A 20,996-nucleotide genomic window follows, 5' to 3' on the forward strand; every position below is an offset into this window, starting at 1 on the left:
GGGTGGGTTTGCTAGCGCATCTCCGGCCGGAGGACCTTCGTACGCAGCACGGACTCGTTGAGCCGCAGCTGGCGGTCCAGCTCGGCCACCGCCTCCGGCGTCGCCTGGAGGTCGATGACGGCGTAGATGCCCTCGGCCTTCTTGTTGATCTCGTAGGCGAGGCGCCGGCGGCCCCACACATCGGTCTTCTCCACCGAGCCACCCGCGGTCCTGATCACATTCAGGTACGTGTCGAGCGACGGGGCGACGGTGCGCTCCTCGAGGCTGGGGTCGAGGATCACCATGATCTCGTAATGACGCAAGACGTGCTCACCTCCTGTGGGCTATGCGGCCACGGTCCTTCCGTGGCAGGAGGTCGTGCGTCGTGGCCCGTTCCGGCACCGGGGGAACCCGACCGGGGACGGACAACCGGACCAGGATACCCGGCCCCGACGATCACCATCACCGAGGTGACGGGGCACGCGAACCGGGGGTCCGCGCCGACGTCACTGTCGGCGCGGACCCCCGGCCACGGGGCCGCGGGGCGCCTGGTCCGCATTCCTTGGGTGGGACCTGGGGAGGAACGACCACACCGATGAGGTTGGACCGGAGACGCCCCGCGGAGCTTTATCACGTTGTTACCTGACGTTATCGCGGAAGCCGGTGCTTCACGGGGCAAATCCCGGAATTACCGACAATTTCCCTGTCGAGTTCCGGTCGGGTCGCCGTGAACCGGAGGATCCATTGGTATCAACGACTACCGTCGGTGCCGGTGACGCGGCCGGACAGCGGGCATCGCCCCGACCGTCCGAGGCGGGACGTAGGCTCGCCTGCATGCGTATCGGAGCCCACGTCGATCCGACCGACCCGCTGGCGGAGGCGACCGCCCGAGCGGCAGACGCCGTGCAGTTCTTTCTCTCCGACCCTCAAGGCTGGAAGGCGCCGCAGCCCCGCGCCGACGCGGCGGTGCTGAGCGGTGCCGACGTCGACGTCTACGTGCACGCGCCGTACGTCATCAACGTCGCCACCGGCAACAACCGGATCCGGATCCCCAGTCGCAAACTGCTGCTCGCGCATGCGAAGGCGGCCTCCGCCATCGGCGCCAAAGGCCTGATCGTGCACGGCGGGCACGTGAACGCCGGCGACGACCCGGCGACCGGGTTCGACAACTGGCGCAAGGCCCTGTCGTACGCGGCCGAGTCGGGCGGCTTCGGGCTTCCGGTGCTGATCGAGAACACCGCCGGTGGTGACAACGCGTGTGCGCGACGGCTGGATGCGCTCGCTCGGCTCTGGGACACCATCGGTGACCAGGAGGTCGGCTTCTGCCTGGACACCTGCCACGCGCATGCCGGCGGGGAGGAACTGCTCGGTCTGGTCGATCGGGTGAAGGCGATCACCGGTCGGATCGACCTGGTGCACGCCAACAACTCGAAGGACGGGTTCGGGTCGGGGCGGGATCGCCACGACAACCTGTCCAGCGGGACCATCGACCCGGATCTCCTGGTCGCGGTGATCCGCGCGGCGGGTGCGCCGGTCATCGTCGAGACACCCGGCGGGGTCGAGGGGCAGGGTAGTGACATCGCCTTCCTGCGTGGACAGCTCGACGGGAAGACCGGAGCACGATGACCACGGACCAGTCCGCCTCCGGTGGCCCCAGGCCGACCTCGCAAGACGCTCGGGACACCGGGAGCCCGGCGTCCACCGACCCGCAGAGCCGGCGCGACCCCAACGGTGTCCCGGCGAGCGCCTTGAACGACGCCGACCAGGGCAAGCCCACCGGCAACGGTCCGGCCGACGCGACTCGCGCGACGCGCAAGCGCATCAGCGCCGACGATGCTCCGGGCAGCAACGCAGACGCCCCAGCGGATCCAGCCGTCCCTCCTAGGACTACCGACGCGGGCACGGGCAAGGACGCCGGCACGGGCAAGGACGCGGGCAAGGACGCCGGCACGGGCAAAGACGCGGGCAAGGACGCGGGCACGGGCAAAGACGCCGGCACCGGGCCGGACGCCGCAGAGAAGGCCCCTACAGGCAAGGTTGCCGACCGAGACGAGATTGCCGCGGGCAAGACCGCTACCGCAGGCAAGCCGGCCGAGGGTGGCGCCAAGACCGACGGCACCTCCACGGAGGGCGAGCGCAAGCCGGACCCGTGGGCCGCTTTCGGGCCCGCCCCCGAGCCGGTGCCCACCTGGTACGGGCGGCTGGGCCGGCGGGTCGGCCGGCTGCTGATCCACGAGTGGACGCTGGCCGCCGTCGCGTCACTGGCGCTGGCCGTGCTGATGACCTGGCCGACGCTGCGCTACCCGGCACACACGCTGCCGCAGGACTACTGGGATCCGAGCCTCCAGGCCTGGCAGATGGCCTGGTCCGGGCACATCCTGCTGACCGAACCGGCCCAGCTCTGGCACGCCAACGCGTTCTTCCCCGAACGGTGGAGCTTCGCCTTCTCGGACACCCTGCTCGGGTACGCGCCGGCCGGCATGATCGGCAGCGGTCCCGAGGCCGCCCTCGTTCGCTACAACATCATGTTCGTGCTGGCGCACGCCCTCGCCACCTTCGGCGCGTACGTGCTGGCCCGGCAGCTCGGCGCGAGCCGGACGGGTTCCGCCGTGGCCGGTGCCGCCTACACCTACGCGCCGTGGCTGCTGGCCCAGGCCGGCCATCTGCACGTGGTCTCCAACGGCGGCATTCCGCTGGCGCTGGCCATGCTGGCTCGGGGGCACGGCTGGTCGCTGCGGCACGGCTACCGGCCGGAGCGCCGGCACGAGGGCTGGGTGTACGCCGGTTGGCTGGTGGCCGCCTGGCAACTCAGTCTCGGCTTCGGGATCGGTCTGCCGTTCGCGTACGTGCTGGCCGGCGTCGTCCTGGCGGCCGTCGTCATCTGGTACGCGAAGCGGATCTTCTGGCGGCTCAAGCGCCCCTTCGGCCAGCGGCTGTTCGTCGCCGACCTGATCGGCGGGCTGATCTTCGCCGGGGTGGGCGTCCTGATGGCCATCCCGTACTTCACCGTCGCGCAGTTGCACCCGAACGCGGAGCGGACGATCGACGACATCGCCGTCTTCTCGCCGCCCGCGACCGGTTTCGTCACCGCCCCGGGCGAGTCCCGCCTCTGGGGCGGCCTGCACGAAGGTGCCCGGTCGCTGCTGCCGTGGCACCCGGAGATGACGCTGCTGCCCGGCTTCGTGCTGTACGCGCTCGCCCTCGGCGGGCTGTTCTTCTCCGTCTGGAAGGTCCGCCAACGACTCCTGCTGCTCGCCGGGGTGCTGGTCGCGATGGCCCTGTCGATGGGCACCGAACTGTTCGGCGGTCGCTTCACCTACGTGCCACTCTTCGACCACCTGCCCGGCTGGAGCGGCATCCGGACCCCGGGCCGGTTGATGCTGTGGGCCACGTTGCTGCTCGGTCTGCTCGCTGCGGGGGCGGTGAGCGCGTTCGCCGTGCGGGTCCGGGAGATCTACGCCGAGCGGATCCCCTCCTGGCCGAGCCCCTGGCTGCGTCTGGCGACCCTGGTGCCGCTGCTGTTGGTGATCGCCGAGGGCACCAACAGCACACCGCATCCCGTGGTGCCGGCGCAGCCGGCGGCGATGCGTTCGGTCGACGGCCCACTGCTCGTGCTGCCCAGCGGACAGAACCACGACCAGCCGGTGATGCTGTGGTCGACCACCCGGTTCCAGGACATCGTCAACGGGGGCAGTGGTTTCACCCCACGTCAGCTGGAAGACGCGCGCCGGGTCGCCATGACCTTCCCCGACCAGACCAGCGTCGACTACCTGCGCACGCTGGGCGTGCACAACGTCCTGGTGCTGCGCGACAAGATCGCCGGCACCCCGTGGGAGGTGAGCGTCGACGCACCCGTCGACGGGCTGGGCATCACCCGTGAGGAGATCGGCGACGTCGTCGTCTTCCGTCTCTGAACGCGCGTCGGCTCACGTGGTGGTGGCCACCGGCGTCGGGGTCGGCTCGACGGTCGATCGGCGGCTTCGCCATCGGTCCAGCCAGGAGGCATCGGGGGTGCCGTCGAGCAGGCCGCCGTCCGGGTCGTCGGCGTAGGTGCGGCGTACCGCGTCCTGCTCCGGGTCGAGGATCTCGCGGACGACCAGGACGACCAGGGCGACCACGGCGGCCAGGCGCAGGCTCGCGGCGAACACGAAGACGCCCTCCGGGAAGACCGGCGTGCCGGTCGACGCGCCGAGCAGTTGGCCGTAGAAGGCGATGAAGTAGCAGACCTCGGCGGCCTGCCAGACGAGGAACGCTCCCCACCGGGGCCGGGCGAGCACCACGAGCGGCAGCAGCCAGAGCACGAACTGCTGCGACCAGACCTTGCTGAAGATCAGGAAGGCGGCGACCACCAGGAAGGCGAGTTGGGCGAGGCGGGGGCGGCGCGGTGCCAGCAGCGCCAGTGCGCCGATGCCGAGGCAGGCCAGCCCGAACAGGGCGTACGACAGGTAGTTGAGCGTCGGAATGTTGGCGTCGAGCCACTGGAAGGGTCCGACGCTGGCCGGGTCGCCGAACTTCCCGTCCAGGTAGCGACCGATGTACCAGAACGTGCCCCAGTCGATCGGGCGGGTGGTGTTCAGCTCGAAGAATCGGTCCCAGTTGTCCCGGTACGGAATGGCCGCCGGCAGGTTCACCAGCACCACCGTCACCGCCGCCGTGCCGATGGACAGCAGCGCGGCCCGGATCCGGTTGGCCCGTATCGCGAGCACCAGGATGGGCCCGAGGATGAACAGCGGCCACATCTTGGCCGCACCACCGAGCCCGAGCAACACTCCGGAGAGCGCCACCAGGTGCGTACCCTTCGGGCCCGGTCCGGAGCGTGCCCAGGCCAGCAGGCCCAACGCGGCGAGCCCGATGGCGAGCAGATCCCAGTTGACGGTGGCGGTGAGCAGCAGCGCCGGAGCGAGCGCGAAGAGCGCGGCGTCCCACGGGCGCCGACGGCGCAGCGCCAGGATCACCGCCACGGTGACCACCGCCAGCGCACCGAGCACGAGTGCGTTGAGGTTGTAGAACCACTGACCCTGGTTCATGTCGGGGTTGCCGTCGCCGGCCGAGTGGACCGGCAGCCCGAGCGCCCCCATGAAGTACCCGGTCAGCACCGGATACTCGACCGGGTGGTCCCGGTAGGGCACCGCCCCCTCGTTGAGCCGCTCGGCGTAGTAGAGCGCGAGCACGTCGGTGTAGCAGAAGCGGGTGTACTGCTCGTTGTTCACCCACGCGCCGTCCTGGCAGGGTGACTTCTGCACCCAGTGCAGGGCCAACGTGAGGCAGGTCAGCGCCAGGACGATCCGTACCGCGGTCCAGAACCGGTTCTCCGCGCCGACGGGCCGGTCGCGGGCGACCGCGTGGTCGCCGAGCGGACCACCGATCAGACCGGAAAGCCCCCGGACGAAGCCGTCGGAGCGGGACGGGTGATCGGGGGCACCCGATCCATCGATGCCTGGCGTCGACTTCGTGCTCATGACCGTGCATCCTGCCGTATCCCTTGGGCGGGCAGAAGCCGAAACCCGCCGCTACCCACGGACCGGTTGATCCTCGGTGCCTTCGCGGGGTCGACAGCGGAACGCGTACGCGTCGCCGAACCCGTGCCGAACCTGGTGCCCCCCGCACGCGCGGCCGGTGCCCTACGATCTTCACATCGACCCGACACGATAGGTGTCGGGCCGGTGTCCGTCGTCGTGGCCACGGCACAGGGACGTCATTCGGATCGGCAATGACTACGGCCCGGGCGATCAGCCGGGCGCAAACGGGGATCTCATCGTCGCATCGGGGGACTGCCGTGCCAATCGCACGCTGGTCGCAGACCTGCCAGCCCAGCACCCGCACCGTGACGATCGTCGACCTCGCCGCGCCTGCCCGGAGAACTGCCTGACGGGTCGAGCTGGCTCGATCAGGCCAAGCCTTGAGAGGGGAAACATGAAGGCATCATCCGGCGGCCGGCGATCGGCTTCCCATCGGTGGACCGCACGCCTCCGGACGGTCGCGGTCATGGCGGTCGCCGCACTGATCGGATTTGCGACACCGGCGGCAGCCGCCACCTCGGGCTGCGGGTCCGCCTGTGACCGCAAGGACCCACAGACCTACTACGCCACCGTCGATGGCAAGACCATGCGGTGTTCCTTCATCGACGTCCAGACGCCGTACACGGCCACCTACGTCGAGCTGCGCTACAGCCCGTTCTGCCGGACCGCCTGGGCCCGGCAGACCGGCAGCTTCGGTTGGCTCTCCGGAGTGCTGGTGCAGAGCTACAACACCAACGGCACGCTGCGGATGACGGTCGACGACAGGAACTCGTCGGGCACCTGGTCGATGATGGTGAACGACAAGGGTCTGACCGCTCGCGCGTGCTTCTACCAGTACGACAACGAGTGGGACTACGAAGCCGGGAACCGTCGAATCCTGTACTGCACGGCGCGGTACTAGCCGACCGGTTCCAGCGTGACAACCGCGCCACGGGTGGCCGGAGAACTGTCTCCGGCCACCCGTGGCGTCAGCGGGAGCTACTCCCGACTCGTCGTTCCGGGCCGTAGCAGGCCGCCGCCCCCACCGCCCGGCCCGCCCGGCCCCTGATCACGATCGGGTGGGGTGATCGGGTTGTTTCCACCGTTGTTGCCGCCGTTGTTGCCACCGTTGTTGCCGCCACGGAGTTGGCAGAGCAGGTCGACAGGGTTGCAGTCCTGCTGGTTACCGCCACCCGGCGGGGGCGGCGGAGGCGGCGGCTCCTCACCGTTACCGGCATCCTCGTCGCCAAGTCCGGTCACGTCCGGCAGGTCGGACGGGTCGTAACCCTTCAGCGCCTCTTCCATGAACTGCTTCCACAGCTGCGCCGGCAGGGTGCCACCGCCGATGTTGCTACCGCCACGGTCGACGATGGCCCGCTTCTTCGTGTCGTGGCTACCGATCCAGACCGCGGTGGCGACGTTCTTGTCGTAGCCGACCATCCAGGCGTCCTGGTTCTTGTCGGTGTTGTTGAGCTCCCAGGTGCCGGTCTTACCGGCGACCTCGCGGTTACCCACGCTGGCGTTGTTCTTGCCCGGGATCTCCTTGAGCACCGCGGTGACCTCGTCGGCCACCTCCGGCTTGATCACCTGCTTGGGCGCGAGCTTCTCTCCCGTGCCGCGCACCTTGTCCCACTTGCCGGTTGCCTTGTTCTGCTTCTCCACCATCCGGACGAAGTGCGCCTTGTTGTACTTGCCACTGTTGGCCAGGGTCGCGAGGCCGTTGGCGTGGTCAAGCACAGTGATCGGGTACTGGCCGTAGGCGGCCACCCGGTCGAAGTACTTGGGCGCGAGCTCATCCGGCTTGTTCTTGATCAGGTCGTGCGCCCGCTGCTTGTCGTCCCACATGGTGCGGATGCCGGCCCGACGGGCCATGTCGATGACCTTGTCCGTGCCAATCTGCTCCGCGATGTGGAAGAACGGCACGTTGTACGACAGCACGGTCGTCTGCTGCAGGGTGCAGGACTTGTTACAGCTCTGCCGCACGTCGCGGTTGGCGTTCACGATCGGCTTCTCGAAGCCATCCGGCTTGAACGGGGTGGCGTCCCAGCGGGACTTGACCGAGATGCCGGCGTCGATGGCCGCAGCGAGTGTGTAGACCTTGAACGACGACCCCGGCGGATGGCCACCGACGAGCTTGCCGTTCTGGTCGGTGTTGAGACCCGCGTAGTCGAAGTTCGCGCCACTGTTACCGCCGTAGTAGGCCAGCACGCGTCCGGTCTTCACATCAACCGACACCACCGCTGGCATCAGGTTCTTCGGCTGGTTCGCCAGGAACGTGCCCTTGCGACCGACCTGGGCGATGGACTCCAGCGCCTTCTGCATCTTCGGGTCGATGGTGGTCGTGATCCGGTAGCCACCCTCACGCAGTTCGTCGACGCAGCTGGGCTTGCCCTCGGCACCGTAGTTGGTGCACAGGCCCCACTCCTCCATCTCCTGCCGCACATAGTTGATCACGTTGCCGCGTGGGGAGGCGACGCCGAAGCCGTTGCTCTCCTTCGGCTTCTGGACCTTCGGGTACTCGGTCGGTCGCTCCGGCTTGCCCGGGGCGTTCAGCCAGCCCTCCTCGACCATCCCGTTGATGACGTACTCCCACCGGGACTTCGCGTCGACCTCGTTTGTCTCCGGGTCGAACCCCTTGTGCGTGGCGCTGGCGACGGGCTGCTTGATCAGCGCGGCGAGCACCGCGCCCTGGGCCACCGTCAGCTTCTTCGCACTGGTGTTGAAGTACGTCTGGGCCGCCGCCTCGATGCCGTACGCACCACGACCGAAGTAGATCACGTTGAGGTAGTTCTCCATGATCTCGTCTTTGGTGTAGTTGTCGTTCAGCTTCGAGGCGAGGATCGCCTCCTTCACCTTCCGCGCGTAGCTGTCGTCCTGGAGGTTCTCGTAGGCGTTGCGGGCGTACTGCTGGGTGATGGTCGAGGCACCCTGCTTGTCGCCACCGGAGAGGTTGTTCCAGGCGGCCCGGGCGATGCCCTTGTAGTCGACGCCCGAGTGCCGGTAGAAGTTGCGGTCCTCGGCGGCGGCCACGGCGTCGCGCACATGCTGGGGGATGCTGTCGATGGTGACGAAGGTGCGGTTCTCGTTGCCGAGCCTGGCGACCAGCGTCTTGCCGTCCTTGGCGTAGACGGTGGTGGACAGCGGCAGCGGGATCTCCTTGGGCAGCACCACGTTGGTCGAGTAGTAGGTGAACCCGACCACGCCGATGCCGGCCAGCATGATGAACACCGCGAAGCCGGCGATCAGCATGTTCATCCGCTTGCGCTTGCGGGCGCGGGCCGCCGCACCCGGGTCACGGCCACCGCGGCCGGGCCCGGTCGGTCCACCCGGTCCACCGGGGCCACCCGGTCCGCCAGGGCCGCCGACGCTCGCCCGGGCCACCGCGGCCCGACCACCGACGCCATTCACGGCGGCCGACCCGACGCTCGCCCGACCGGCCGATGCCGCGCCCACGGCGGCGGCGCCGACCGAGGCGCGACCCGGCCCGGCCGGGGACACCGGCACCGAGGCACGGCCCGCGCGGCCCGGTGCGGGCGAGACCGGCACCGAGGCCCGACCGGGACCAGCCGGCGAGACCGGCACCGACGCACGGCCGGGGACGGCTGGCGAGCCCGGCACGGAGGCGCGGCCAGGACCGGCCCGGCCGACCGGGGCCGCGCCGGCGGAACCGCCCCGCGGCGCAACGCTCGCCGAGCCGCCGACCGAGGCACGGCCGCCGACCGAGGCACGGGCCGACGGGCCGGAGGTATCCGGCCCGGTCGACCAGTTGACTCCGCGCGGTTCACCGCCCGGGCGGCGGTACGCGTCGTCCGCCTGCCCCGGGTCGTCCTGGCCTGGAGTCCAGGCCCGGCCGCGCGAGGAGCTGGGATCGCCGTACGAGTTCATTCCTCACACCCTGCCGTCGCGGTGGGGCGCGGTCGCACCGCCACCGGTTTGCCGTGAGTTTTGACACCTGGAAGCACGGCACGGGGGTGCCGTGGTCCCGGCGTCAGATCCGCATCAATCGGACCATTCAGACCTGCAAGCCGTCGGTCGCCCCAGCCGCGTCGCACGCGACCGGGGCCGGCCGATCGAGCTCGAATCACCGTTGCGCCTCTCGCCTTCGCCGGACACCCGTTCCGTCCGCGGTCATGCCGCTCGCCTCACCGTGCTCCGGGTCGCCGTCGGCGACGCCGGTCAGACCGTCCCGCCCGAGCAGGTACTGCTCGACGAGATGGTTCCAGTCACAGCCGAGGCACACCTCCACCACGAAGACCTGGAACTCACGCAGCGTCATCGCCAGCACGGTCAGCTCAGCCACATTACGGGCTTGGCCGGCCGATTGCTTGAGTTCGTCCCCGTAAATGTAATGGACCAGGGTCAGGTTCTCGCTACGGCAGATCGGGCACCGCTCGTCGGTGGACTCGCCGTGGAACCGAGCCGCGTTCTTCAGGTAGGGCGACGCGTCGCACAGGTCATAGGTGCCGACGCGGCCGGCGAGGAGCTCACGCAGCGCCGCTCGCTTTCGGAGCGAGTAGTCGACGACCTGGCGCTGCGTACGCATGCGGGAAAGGGTACGCGGTCTCATCTGACGAGGCGACCACCGTGACGATCCGTGACCGGAGGACATCAGAACGGGGGTTTGCCCAGACTGGAACGAGACGCTACGGTGCGATGTATCGGTCCGATACATCGTGGCGGTTAGCGCTTCACGCACAGGGTAAAGGGAGGGTGGCCGGTGCTCGAACTCGCCATCCTCGGCCTGTTGCAGGAGGCCCCGATGCACGGCTACGAGCTGCGCAAGGAGCTCAGCGCCAAGCTCGGGGCGATCCGCGCCGCCATCAGTTACGGCTCGCTCTATCCGACCCTGCGCCGGCTGCAGGCGGCGGGATGGATCACCGAGGCCGACGAGACACCCGCCACCGCCGAGGAGGTTCCCGCGCTGACCAGCCGACGAGGTCGGGTGGTCTACGAAATCACCGCGGAAGGTAAGGAACGCTTCGCTCAGCTCATCGCACAGACCGGGCCGGAAACCTACGGCGACACCGGCTTCGGTGTGCACTTCGCGTTCTTTTCCCGAACCGACCAGGCGACCCGACTTCGAATCCTGGAAGGTCGCCGCCGCACGATCGAGGAACGTCGCGAGGGACTTCGCGACATGCTGGGCCGCGCGGCCGAGCGCCTCGACGCGTACACCCTGGAGCTGCAGCGCCACGGCCTGGAGGCCTGTGAGCGTGAGGTCCGCTGGCTGGAGGAGCTCATCGCCAACGAGCGCTCCGGCCGTGCCCCGACGGTCCCGGACGACGGGACGGCCGGCGGCCCACGACAAGACAACAGCCCGCCTCCGCCTGGTGAGACCAGGACAGAGCGGCCGTGACAAAGAAGAAGGAGGCACACGCGATGGGCTCCGTCCGCGTCGCCATCGTCGGTGTGGGTAACTGCGCCTCGTCCCTGGTACAGGGCGTCGAGTACTACCGGAATGCCGACCCCAACGACCGCGTCCCGGGTCTCATGCACGTCACCTTCGGCGACTACCACGTCTCTGACGTGCAGTTCGTCGCGGCGTTCGATGTCGACGCCAAGAAGGTGGGCATGGACCTCGCGGAGGCGATCGTCGCCAGCGAGAACAACACCATCAAGCTGTGCGACGTGCCGCCGACCGGCGTCACCGTGCAGCGCGGCCCGACCTTCGACGGGCTCGGCCAGTACTACCGCGAGATCGTCGAGGAGTCGGACGCCACGCCGGTCGACGTGGCCAAGGCGCTGCGCGACGCGCAGGTCGACGTGGTCGTCTCGTACCTGCCGGTCGGCTCGGAGCAGGCCGACAAGTTCTACGCCCAGGCCGCGATCGACGCCGGCTGCGCGTTCGTCAACGCCCTGCCGGTGTTCATCGCCTCCGACCCCGAGTGGGCGCAGAAGTTCACCGACGCGGGCCTGCCGATCGTCGGCGACGACATCAAGAGCCAGGTCGGCGCCACCATCGTGCACCGCGCCCTGGCGAAGCTCTTCGAGGACCGGGGCGTCGAGCTGCTGCGTACGTACCAGCTCAACTTCGGCGGCAACATGGACTTCATGAACATGCTGGAGCGCAACCGGCTGGTCTCGAAGAAGATCTCGAAGACCCAGTCGGTGACGTCCCAGGTGCCGCACGAGATGGCCAAGAGCGACGTGCACATCGGCCCGTCCGACCACGTGCCGTGGCTGGACGACCGCAAGTGGGCGTACATCCGCCTGGAGGGCCGCTCGTTCGGTGACACGCCGCTCAACGCCGAGCTGAAGCTCGAGGTGTGGGACTCGCCGAACTCGGCCGGCGTCATCATCGACGCCGTCCGGGCCGCGAAGATCGCCCTGGACCGGAAGATCGGCGGCCCGATCCTGTCGGCCTCGTCGTACTTCATGAAGTCCCCGCCGGTGCAGTACGCCGACCACGACGCGCACGCCGCCGTCGAGGAGTTCATCGCCGGCGAGATCGAGCGCTGACGCGCCGACCACCAGCAGCACCGGCGAGGGCCGGGTCCGTCCGGACCCGGCCCTCGCCGTCGTCATGCCTACCAGCCACCCGCGCCACTCGCACGGACCGCGCGGTCGAGGGTGGAACGCTAGGCTGAGCGCCGTGCCGTTCACCGACGCCACGCACGCCGCCAGGTCGGGACGCCGGATCGCCGCCGCGCTCGCGGGCGCGTTGCTGACCGCCAGCCTGTCCGCCTGTGCCGTCCCGGGCAGCCGTCCGGCGGCTGAGTCCGGCAGCGATGTCGTGCCGCCCAACCCCCTGCCGTCGGTGGCCGAGGCCAGCTGTACCGCCGCGGCGGCCACACCGCCGCAGGTGGCGACGAAAACCGCGAACCCGCTCGGCGCGTCGACTGCACCGACACCGCTGGGCACCGGACATCCGCTGGCCGACGAGCGGGCGCGCGAGGAGATGCTCCGCCGTCAGCAGGCCGCCAACGACGCCTTCCGGCAGCGCGGCACGCTCGAACCCGCGACGGCTGCCGGTGCCAGTGCCTGTGCCGCCGAGGTGCTCAAGGGCCTGAATCTGCTGACCGCCGGCGGCCGGGACGCACCCGACGAGGCGGCCGTGGAGCGGGTGGTGACCGACACCGGCCTCACCGACGTCACCGTGCGCCCGCCCGGACGCCTCGACCTCGGCCCCGGCGGCGGGCTGATCTTCGCGGGGTGGACCGGCCGGGCATGTGTCTTCGGCAGCGTCCGCAAGGGCGACATCACGGTGGAGATCGGCACTCGGATCGCCGACGGCGGTTGCCTGCCCGCGCCGAGCTGATCAGGACCAGGCGCGTTGCAGGGCCACCCGGGCCTCCAGCTCCAGCAGTTTGACCTTGCGCTCCAGGCCACCACCGAAGCCGACCAGCTTTCCGCCCGCGCCGATGATGCGGTGACACGGCACGATCACCGGGATCGGATTGCGGTTGCAGGCCACTCCGACCGCTCGGGCGGCTCCGGGATCACCGACCCGCCGGGCCACCTGACCGTAGGTGAGGGTCTCGCCGTACGGGATGAGGGTCATCTCCCGCCACACCGCCCGCTCGAAGTCGGAGCCGCGCGGCACGCGCACCGGCACTCCGAAGTCGGTCAGCTCCCCGGCGAAGTACGCGCGCAGTTCCGCCACCGCCCGCCGGGAGGTCTCGTCGGCGGGCTCGGTCGCCCCGTTGCCCACCGGGCCGAAGTGCGCACCGCAGACGCTGTCTCCCTCGGTGGCCACGGAGAACTCCCCGATCGGCGAGTCGAGCACCGTCCAACGCATCTCGCCATTGTCCACCGCTGAACACGGGCCGCAAAGACCGGCGCCCGCCGGAGCGTCCCGGAATCCGGGTTGCTCCGGCGGGCGCCGGAAGAGGTCAGATGCTGGTCAGGCGGCGGAGACGGTGAACTTCTCGCCGTTGCCCAGCCCCAGTTCGAAGGCCGTCCACCTGATCGTCTTGTTCGAGATGAGTTTGCTCGTACCGGACGCACCGGCCGAGACCGCCTGGCCGTCGCTGGCCCGGAAGAAGACGGTTCCGTCGCCGTTGTAGTCCACGAAGTCGAAGGTCTGCCAGAGTCCGAGCGTCGTGCTGCTGGCGATCAGCGGCTTGGTGCCGCTGCTCGCCGCGGTCACGTACCGGCCGTTGGACAGCGCCTTGAGGCCGAAGAAACCGTCGCCCTGCTTGACGATCTGGAACTTCGCCGAGGTGGTGACGCTCGTACTGCTGGCGACCAGCGGGGTGGTGCTGCTGGCAGCCACCACGTACCTGCTGTTGGCCTTGGACCTGATGCTGATCACCGGTGCCGGTGCCTCAAGCGTGAACTTCTCGTTGGTGCCGATGCTGGTCCGGTTCGCCCGGAGCACCGCGGTGCCGGTCGTCGACGCCGTCACGTACTTCCCGTTGGTCTTGGCCTTGAGGCTGACCTTGCCGTCGGTGTGGTTCACGACCGTGAACTTGGCCGGGGTGACGATCGTCTTGTGGCTGGCGATCAGCGGCAGGGTGCCCTTGCTCGGTGCCACCACGTAGCGGCCGGTCTGCTTCGAACGCAGCGCGACCAGGCCATCGCCGGCGTTGACGATGTCGAACCGCTGCGCGGTACCCATGCTCGTACCGTTGTTTACCAGCGCCTTCGTGGTGCTGGCGGCGGTGACGTATCTGCCGTTCGACAGCGCCTTCAAGCCGTACCCGTTGCGGACCGGGGTCACCGAACCCACGGTCAGCAGCCGGTCCATCGAACCCTTGGTGTCGTAGACCACCCCGGCGATGCCGGTGGTGACGATCCGGTCGCGTACCTGCTTCGGCTGCCAGGTGGGGTTGGTGTGCAGCAGCAGGGCCGCCGCGCCCGCCACGTGCGGAGCCGCCATCGAGGTGCCGCTGAATCCGACACCGCCGGTGTTGCTGTCGTGCCGCGCCGAGACGATGCTGACGCCGGGGGCGAACACGTCGACGCACTTGCCGTAGTTCGAGAACCAGGCGCGCATGTCGACCCGGTCGGTCGCGCCCACGGTGATCGCGTCCGGTACCCGGGCCGGCGACGCCTTGCAGGCGTCCATCCAGGCGTTGCCGGCGGCGATCGCGTAGGTGACGCCGGAGTCGATGGACCGCTTCACCGCCTCGTCGATCGACGGGATGGCCGTGACGTCACCCAGGCTCACGTTGGCCACGGCCGGCCTACTGGCATTCGTGGTCACCCAGTTGATGCCGGCGAGGACCTGTTCGGTGGTGCCGTAACCGTCGCAGTCGAGCACCCGTACGCCGACCAGCTTGACGCCCTTGGCCACCCCGTACTTCGCGCCTCCGACGGTGCCGGCGACGTGCGTGCCGTGGCCGTTGCAGTCCCCGTTCGCGCCGGGGGCCGCCTCCGGGTCGATGGCGTCGTAGCCCATGCTGGCTCGTCCGCCGAAGTCCTGGTGCTTGACGTTGATGCCGGTGTCCAGGATGTAGACGGTGACCTTGCTGCCGGTGTTCGGGTACGTGTAGGTCTTGGTCAGCTTCGCGGAGGCCTGGTCCAGGCGGTCGAGGCCCCAGGACGGCGGGCTGGTCTGCGTCGAGTTGGCCGACAGGCGCCGGACCGGCTCGACGTAGGCGACGGCGGGGTCGGCGGCCAGCCGCTCCGCCTGCTGCTGGTTCAGCGCGGCCGAGTAGCCCTTGAGGGCGTTGCCGAACACCAGCCGGACACTGCCGCCGTTGGCGCGGCTCAACGCCGAGGCGGTCGCCCGGACCGAGCTGGAAGTGGCCCCCCGGTCCTTGAGCACGACGATGTAGCGGCCCGGCACGACGCCGGCGCCCGTCTTGCCGATCAGCTCCCGACGAGGTTGGTTGTCGGCCGGGGCTGCCGTCGCGGCACCGCCGGAGACGACGCCGATGAGGGACGAGGCGGTGGCGAGGGCGAGCCCCGCCGCCGCCGAGCGGCGCAGTACGCCACGGCGTTTCACTAGGTGTTACCCCCGTCGGTCGTCGACCGTCCCATGGACGGTCGGACAAACATTGGATCGTCCGGCTCCGGCTGCCGAGCAGCAGCGGACGGCGGACGTGTCAACATCATGAATGGGTACGGAGAGAGCCGCGTCAACCTTTCGGTCGAAACGTAAGCGTCTCGTCGTATCGACCGTCAGGTCTTGCGCATCCGCAGTGGACGAGCGTCGCCGATCAGGCTGCGGTCAGCCGACGATGCCCTCGTCGCGGGCCCAGCGCAGCAGCTCCGCCTCGGCCGTGTCACGATCCAGCGGCCCCCGCTCCAGCCGCAGGTCCTTCAGGTGCTTCCAGGCCCGTCCCACCACCGGCCCGGGCGACACACCGAGCAGCTCCATGATCGCGTTGCCATCGAGGTCGGGTCGGACCCGGGCGAGATCCTCCTCGGCGGCGATCCGGGCGATCCGCTCCTCCAGCGCGTCGTAGTCCGCCGCCAGCTGGGCCGCTTTGCGCCGGTTGCGGGTGGTGCAGTCCGAGCGGGTCAGCTTGTGCAGCCGGGGCAGCAGGTCACCGGCGTCGGTGACGTACCGGCGCACCGCCGAGTCCGTCCATTCGCCCCGGCCGTACCCGTAGAAGCGCAGATGCAGCCCGACCAGCGTGGTCACCTTCGCGGTGACGTCCTTGGGGTAACGCAGCGCCTTCATCCGCACCTTCGTCAACCGGGCGCCGACCACCTCGTGGTGGTGGAAGCTGACCCGCCCGTCCGGGCCGATCGCCTTGGTCGCCGGCTTGCCCACGTCGTGCATCAGCGCGGCCATCCGCAGCACGAAGTCCGGCCCGTCCTCCTCGTACGAGACGGCGTTGCTGACCACCGTGAGGGTGTGCTCGTAGACGTCCTTGTGTTGGGCGTGCTCGTCGATCTCCAGCTTGAGCCCGGTCAACTCCGGCAGGAAGCGCTCGGCCAACCCGGTGTCGACGAGCAGCCGCAGGCCGGCGATCGGGTCGGCGCCACAGAGCAGCTTGGTGAACTCGTCGCGGATCCGCTCGGCGGTGATCCGATCCAGGTCGGTCGCCATCCGGGTCATCGCCGCCCGCACGTCGGGGTGCACCGCGAAGCGCAACTGCGCGGCGAAACGGGCGGCCCGCAGCATGCGCAGTGGGTCGTCGCCGAACGACTCGGCGGGCGTACCCGGGGTACGCACGATCTTCGCGGCCAGGTCGGCCAGCCCGCCGTACGGGTCGGTGAACCGGTGCTCCGGGACGCTCACCGCCATCGCGTTGACGGTGAAGTCCCGCCGTCGCAGGTCTTCTGCCAGGCTCGTGCCGTAGGCGACCACCGGGTTGCGGCTGACCTGGTCGTACGACTCGGCGCGGAAGGTGGTGATCTCCAGTCGCAGGCCACCACGCTGGCAGCCGATGGTGCCGAACTCGCGGCCGGTCTCCCAGATCGCCTCGGCCCAGCCCCGCACGATGTCGAGCGTCTGGTCCGGGTGCGCGTCGGTGCAGAAGTCGAGATCCTCACCGAGCCGGCCGAGTAGGGCATCGCGTACCGAACCACCCACGAGGTGCAGTTCGTGACCGGCGGCGGCGAATCGGCGGCCCAACTCGTCGGCCACCGGGGAGACCCGGAGCAGTTCGGCGACGGCGTTGCGCTGCGCGGCGGTGAGATCGCGGCGGTCGGTGGCGTGGGATGCGGCGGCTTCGGACATCGGATCCGCAGCCTATCGGTCCTGGCCGGCATCCCCTCCGCCGGGCGCGGGTAACGGTCGACGGTTGACTAAGGTCTGTGGCGTGCGGGCCGGTGCCGGCTCCGGCGTACCCCTTGGAGGCACAGATGAGCGGCGGGCTCTACCGCAGCGCGAACGCCCAGCAGGGCGGCGCGCCCGGCGGCCGGCCCGGTGACGGAGCCACGTTCATCTCCGCGGAGCCGCTGAACCAGCCGGCGGCCGAGGCGGTCGCGCCGCCGCAGGAGCAGGTCGCGGAGAGCAGCGTCGCCGCGAACAGCGCGATCATGGCGATCGGCAGCCTGGTCAGCCGGGGTACGGGCTTCCTCCGCAACCTCATGATCGGCGCGGCCCTCGGCAACCTGATCGGCAACGTCTTCACCACCGCCATGTTCCTGCCGCAGCAGGTGTACGAGTTCCTGCTCGGCGGCATCCTGACCAGCGTGCTCATCCCGGTGCTGGTCCGCCGGAGCAAGCTGGACTCCGACCGGGGCCAGGCGTACGCACAGCGGCTGTTGACCCTGGCGGTCGTCGCCCTCGCCGCGACCGTGCTCATCGCGGTGATCGCGGCACCGGTACTGACCAGTCTTTACGCAAGCGGCAAGGACGACAACTACACCGGCTTGGTCACCAAGCTGTCGTACCTGATGCTGCCGATGCTCTTCTTCACCGGCATCAGCGCACTCATCGCGGCCATTCTGAACACCCGGGGTCACTTCGCGGCGCCGATGTGGGCGCCCATTCTGAACAACCTCGTCGCCATCGCCACCTTCGGCACGTACATCGTGGTCTTCGGCGCCCAGGCCCGGCAGCCCGCCGACGTGGGGCTGAACCAGGTCCTCCTGATCGGTGGGGGGACGCTGCTCGGCGTCGCGGTGCAGGCCGCCGGTCTGCTGCCCGCGCTGCGCAAGGTCGGCTTCCGGTGGAAGCTGCGGTTCGACTTCCGGGAACTCGGGCTGCGTGAACTGGCCCGCCTCGGCGGCTGGATGTTCTGCTACGTGGCGGTCAACCAGCTCGGCCTCTTCGTGGTCGTCAACCTGCTCACCCGAGCGGCCGGCGAGGACAACGCCGGCCTGCTGATCTACAACAACGTCTTCCTGCTGCTGATGATGGCGCACGGCATCATCGCTGTCTCGATCATCACGGCACTGATGCCCCGGATGAGCTCCGCCGCGGCCGACGGTCGGTTCCACGACTTCACCAACGACCTGAGCCGGGGTACGCGGACCGTCAGCGCCGTGCTCGCCCCGATCGCGGTCTGCTACGCGGTGCTGGCCACCCCGATCTCGGTGGTGGTCTTCCGCTACGGCGCCTTCAGCGCGGAGAACGCGGTGGCCACGTCGACCGTGCTGCTGGTCGCCGCGATCGGCTTGGTCCCGTTCGCGATCAGTCAGCTGTTCACCTTCGCCTTCTACGCGCTGCCGGACACCCGGATGCCGGCGCTGATCAACATTCCGGTCGTGGCGCTGCGGGTCGGGGTGCAGATCGCGCTCTTCCTGGTCTTCTCGGCGAGCTTCACGGGAGCCGGGATGATGGTCGGCAACACGGTCTCCTACCTGGCCGCCGCCATCGCCTCGGCCTGGCTGCTGCGCCCCCGGGTGGGTCAGATCGGGCTGGGCGCGATCCTGCGGACCCTCGGCCGGGTGACCGTCGCCGCGCTCGGTGCCGCGCTGGTCGGCCTGCTGGTGGTCGCCCTGCTGCCCGGCGGCGACACGCCGACCTGGCCGGCGGCGATGGTGCAGCTGGTGGTGGGCGGCGCGGTCATCGGCGGCACCTACCTCGGCCTGGCGACCGTGTTGCGGATCTCCGAGATCACCGAGGTGGTCGGGATGGTCCGCCGCCGGCTCGGCCGCTGAACCCGTCCGGTCCGGCGTGCACCGAGCGTGACCGAGGATCACCAGGCTGGGGATGTACCTGTGGATAACTCCGCGCGCCGCCGCTCAACTGACGGATCGGCCTGTGGATAACCAACCGGACGGCCGAGCATGCCCGCCCGATGGACGGGGAATCCGGCGCTGCCGAACTCGCCGACGCGACCGGTTCCGCCCCGGCCGGAGCTGGTTGTGGTCAACCTCTAGATTGGCTGGTACATGTACCAGCAACCGGGCCGACAACGGTGCTAACGGGACGAGTCCGCCGACCGCTGACCTCGCCGCCACCGGACGGCGGGAAGATGACATGTCGGGGACCGGGCCATCCCGGGTAAGGTCGCACTCGACGGGTACGGCAGACACCGGCGCGCGGCACCCTGCTGCGACCGGCCGGCCGGTACCAGACGAAGGCGGAGCGGGAAGCAGATGCCCAGCAGCGCGGGTCCATCGATCGACACGATCACCGAGGGAGGACGGGTGACCCAGGTCGGCGAGGGTCAGGACGCGGACGAGACCACTCCGCCGGTCATGACCTTCGGTGCTCCGACGGCCGGTGAGATCCTCGCCGAACGTTACGAACTGGTCGAGCACATCAACAACGACAGCGCCGGCCGGCTGGTCTGGCGTGGGGTCGACGTCGTGCTGCGCCGGCCCGTCGCGGTCGTCATGCGCTACCCGGGCGGCGAGTCCGCCACCGAGATGCTCCAGGCCGCCGTCGCCGCCAGCCGGGTCGTCCACCCCAACCTCGTCGGCGTTTACGACGCCATCGACGAGGCCGAGCGGGCCTACGTGGTACGCGAGTGGGTCGACGGTCAGTCCCTGCGGGACCTGGTCGCGAGCGGGCCGTTGGACGCCGCCCGGGCGACCGCCGTCGGTAACTCCGTCGCCAGCGCCCTGGCGGCCGTGCACGCCACCGGCATGGTGCACGGAAACGTGCACCCCGGCACGGTGATGATCAGCGATGACGGCCGGGTGGTGCTCGCGGACGCCCGCACCGACGGTGACGACAGCCAGGAGAGCGACGTCCGGGCCGTCGGCGGCATCCTCTACTTCGCGATGACCGGCTACTGGCCGCACACCGAGGCGCCGCTGCGCGGTGCCACCGCCGGGCATGGTCGGGCGGCCATTCCCGACGCGGTACGCGATGCCAACGGGGCCGTCGCGGCGCCCCGTCAGGTCCGGGCCGGTGTGCCGGCCTACCTGGACGACCTGACCATGGATCTGCTCGACGCCGAGATCGCCCCGCCCCCGTCGGACGTGCTGACGGCCGAGCTGTCCCGGCTCGACGTGCCCGATGACGACTACCTCGACAACAGCGGCCCGCTGCGGTTCGCCGGCGAGACCGGTGAGGAGCCGTCACCGTTGGCCGCGGCCGGCGGGCGCAAGGTCGCCCTGGGCATCGCCGGCCTGCTGGCGGTCGCTTTGATCGGGCTGCTGATCGGGATCAGCACCCTCGGCGACGGCGACGGGGACCCGCAGACGAACCCGGTCGCGGCACCGACATCGAGCGCGCCGGTGAGCGAGGAGCCGGCCGCGCCGGCGGTCCGGAACCTCAAGATCAGCGACGCCCGGATCATCGACCCGGACAGCAGCAACCGGAGCGAGGTGCGCGACGCCGAGAAGGTCTACGACGGCGATCAGGACGACGGCTGGTCCACCGAGACCTACAACCGCAGCAACTTCGGCAACCTCAAACGGGGCATGGGCGTCTGGATCGACCTCGGCACCGAGCGGACCGTCAAGTCGGTGCAGGTCAACCTCTCCGACCGGGGTGCCTCGGCGGAACTGCTCACCGGCACGACCAACGCCCCGTCGTCCAGTTCGGGCGACGACGAGGTGCTCACGGCGTACCTGAAGAACAAGATCGGGCAGCCCTTCGAGGAACACGACGGCACCACGATGACCTTCGACGGCTTCGACGCCGACAAGAAGTACCGCTACCTGCTGTTCTGGATCACCGAGCTGCCGCCGAACGGTGGCGGCTTCAAGATCGGGGTGCAGGAGATCACGGTCCAGGGTTCATGAGAACTCAGCACGGCGGCTGCCACCGGGTCG

Annotated in this window: 15 protein-coding genes; 8 read left to right on the forward strand and 7 right to left on the reverse strand. The window is 69.7% G+C overall.

Annotated features, from left to right (window positions below):
* Window positions 1-11: 11 nt before the first annotated feature.
* Window positions 12-302 (reverse strand): 30S ribosomal protein S6, encoded by a 291-nt coding sequence (gene rpsF, locus O7597_RS11515; protein ID WP_093409369.1) that lies wholly within the window; start codon window positions 300-302, stop codon window positions 12-14.
* A 511-nt stretch (window positions 303-813) separates the two neighbouring features.
* Between rpsF and O7597_RS11520 the strand changes: the two genes are divergently transcribed.
* Complete coding sequence (locus O7597_RS11520; RefSeq protein ID WP_269740575.1) at window positions 814-1,605, forward strand: deoxyribonuclease IV; 792 nt, start codon at window positions 814-816, stop codon at window positions 1,603-1,605.
* Window positions 1,602-3,893 (forward strand): hypothetical protein, encoded by a 2,292-nt coding sequence (locus O7597_RS11525; protein ID WP_281582706.1) that lies wholly within the window; start codon window positions 1,602-1,604, stop codon window positions 3,891-3,893. Before O7597_RS11520 ends, O7597_RS11525 begins: the two co-directional genes overlap by 4 nt.
* A 12-nt stretch (window positions 3,894-3,905) precedes the next feature.
* On the opposite strand, the gene O7597_RS11530 is transcribed toward O7597_RS11525, so the two are convergent.
* Complete coding sequence (locus tag O7597_RS11530) at window positions 3,906-5,438, reverse strand: glycosyltransferase 87 family protein (protein WP_281582707.1); 1,533 nt, start codon at window positions 5,436-5,438, stop codon at window positions 3,906-3,908.
* Window positions 5,439-5,964: 526 nt separating this feature from the next.
* On the opposite strand from O7597_RS11530, the gene O7597_RS11535 reads away from it, so the two are divergent.
* Window positions 5,965-6,399, forward strand: a complete 435-nt coding sequence (locus O7597_RS11535; protein ID WP_281582708.1) for a DUF2690 domain-containing protein — start codon at window positions 5,965-5,967, stop codon at window positions 6,397-6,399.
* Between the two features lie 77 nt (window positions 6,400-6,476).
* On the opposite strand, the gene O7597_RS11540 is transcribed toward O7597_RS11535, so the two are convergent.
* Together O7597_RS11540 and O7597_RS11545 are read right to left on the reverse strand one after the other, a co-directional pair.
* Window positions 6,477-9,362, reverse strand: a complete 2,886-nt coding sequence (locus tag O7597_RS11540; protein ID WP_281582709.1) for a transglycosylase domain-containing protein — start codon at window positions 9,360-9,362, stop codon at window positions 6,477-6,479.
* Between the two features lie 196 nt (window positions 9,363-9,558).
* The gene (locus O7597_RS11545; RefSeq protein WP_164448785.1) at window positions 9,559-10,020 is read right to left on the reverse strand and encodes a DUF5318 domain-containing protein; all 462 of its coding nucleotides are present in this window, start codon (window positions 10,018-10,020) and stop codon (window positions 9,559-9,561) included.
* A gap of 174 nt (window positions 10,021-10,194) precedes the next feature.
* Between O7597_RS11545 and O7597_RS11550 the strand changes: the two genes are divergently transcribed.
* The 3 genes from O7597_RS11550 (at window position 10,195) to O7597_RS11560 (ending at window position 12,735) form a co-directional block, all read left to right on the forward strand.
* Window positions 10,195-10,833 (forward strand): PadR family transcriptional regulator, encoded by a 639-nt coding sequence (locus O7597_RS11550; protein WP_269740569.1) that lies wholly within the window; start codon window positions 10,195-10,197, stop codon window positions 10,831-10,833.
* A gap of 23 nt (window positions 10,834-10,856) precedes the next feature.
* Window positions 10,857-11,936: an inositol-3-phosphate synthase gene (locus tag O7597_RS11555; RefSeq protein ID WP_210822847.1), complete on the forward strand. Its 1,080-nt coding sequence runs from the start codon at window positions 10,857-10,859 to the stop codon at window positions 11,934-11,936.
* 133 nt (window positions 11,937-12,069) lie between these two features.
* Complete coding sequence (locus tag O7597_RS11560) at window positions 12,070-12,735, forward strand: hypothetical protein (RefSeq protein WP_281582710.1); 666 nt, start codon at window positions 12,070-12,072, stop codon at window positions 12,733-12,735.
* On the opposite strand, the gene O7597_RS11565 is transcribed toward O7597_RS11560, so the two are convergent.
* The 3 genes from O7597_RS11565 to O7597_RS11575 form a co-directional block, all read right to left on the reverse strand.
* The gene (locus tag O7597_RS11565) at window positions 12,736-13,215 is read right to left on the reverse strand and encodes a methylated-DNA--[protein]-cysteine S-methyltransferase (protein ID WP_281582711.1); all 480 of its coding nucleotides are present in this window, start codon (window positions 13,213-13,215) and stop codon (window positions 12,736-12,738) included.
* Window positions 13,216-13,320: 105 nt separating this feature from the next.
* A complete protein-coding gene (locus O7597_RS11570; RefSeq protein WP_269740565.1) occupies window positions 13,321-15,369 on the reverse strand; it encodes a S8 family serine peptidase in 2,049 nt (682 codons plus the stop codon).
* Window positions 15,370-15,594: 225 nt separating this feature from the next.
* Window positions 15,595-17,055 carry a CCA tRNA nucleotidyltransferase gene (locus O7597_RS11575; protein WP_281582712.1) on the reverse strand — a complete coding sequence of 487 codons (1,461 nt, stop codon included), beginning with the start codon at window positions 17,053-17,055 and terminating at the stop codon, window positions 15,595-15,597.
* A gap of 125 nt (window positions 17,056-17,180) precedes the next feature.
* Between O7597_RS11575 and murJ the strand changes: the two genes are divergently transcribed.
* Both murJ and O7597_RS11585 read left to right on the forward strand, forming a co-directional pair.
* The gene (gene murJ, locus O7597_RS11580) at window positions 17,181-18,926 is read left to right on the forward strand and encodes a murein biosynthesis integral membrane protein MurJ (RefSeq protein ID WP_269740563.1); all 1,746 of its coding nucleotides are present in this window, start codon (window positions 17,181-17,183) and stop codon (window positions 18,924-18,926) included.
* Between the two features lie 441 nt (window positions 18,927-19,367).
* Window positions 19,368-20,966, forward strand: coding sequence for a protein kinase family protein (locus O7597_RS11585; protein ID WP_269740562.1), 1,599 nt, complete (start codon window positions 19,368-19,370; stop codon window positions 20,964-20,966).
* The last annotated feature ends 30 nt before the right edge of the window (window positions 20,967-20,996 follow it).

It is taken from the genome of Verrucosispora sp. WMMC514 (assembly GCF_027497295.1).
Classification (GTDB): domain Bacteria; phylum Actinomycetota; class Actinomycetes; order Mycobacteriales; family Micromonosporaceae; genus Micromonospora; species Micromonospora palythoicola.

What these genes read in the sequence shown, in the direction of transcription:
- O7597_RS11520 (WP_269740575.1), top strand. Translation starts at nt 814, where the DNA reads ATGCGTATCGGAGCCCACGTCGATCCGACCGACCCGCTGGCGGAGGCG.
- O7597_RS11525 (WP_281582706.1), top strand. Translation starts at nt 1,602, where the DNA reads ATGACCACGGACCAGTCCGCCTCCGGTGGCCCCAGGCCGACCTCGCAA.
- O7597_RS11530 (WP_281582707.1), bottom strand. Translation starts at nt 5,438, where the DNA reads ATGAGCACGAAGTCGACGCCAGGCATCGATGGATCGGGTGCCCCCGAT.
- O7597_RS11535 (WP_281582708.1), top strand. Translation starts at nt 5,965, where the DNA reads ATGGCGGTCGCCGCACTGATCGGATTTGCGACACCGGCGGCAGCCGCC.
- O7597_RS11540 (WP_281582709.1), bottom strand. Translation starts at nt 9,362, where the DNA reads ATGAACTCGTACGGCGATCCCAGCTCCTCGCGCGGCCGGGCCTGGACT.
- O7597_RS11545 (WP_164448785.1), bottom strand. Translation starts at nt 10,020, where the DNA reads ATGCGTACGCAGCGCCAGGTCGTCGACTACTCGCTCCGAAAGCGAGCG.
- O7597_RS11555 (WP_210822847.1), top strand. Translation starts at nt 10,857, where the DNA reads ATGGGCTCCGTCCGCGTCGCCATCGTCGGTGTGGGTAACTGCGCCTCG.
- O7597_RS11565 (WP_281582711.1), bottom strand. Translation starts at nt 13,215, where the DNA reads ATGCGTTGGACGGTGCTCGACTCGCCGATCGGGGAGTTCTCCGTGGCC.
- O7597_RS11575 (WP_281582712.1), bottom strand. Translation starts at nt 17,055, where the DNA reads ATGTCCGAAGCCGCCGCATCCCACGCCACCGACCGCCGCGATCTCACC.
- murJ (WP_269740563.1), top strand. Translation starts at nt 17,181, where the DNA reads ATGAGCGGCGGGCTCTACCGCAGCGCGAACGCCCAGCAGGGCGGCGCG.
- O7597_RS11585 (WP_269740562.1), top strand. Translation starts at nt 19,368, where the DNA reads ATGCCCAGCAGCGCGGGTCCATCGATCGACACGATCACCGAGGGAGGA.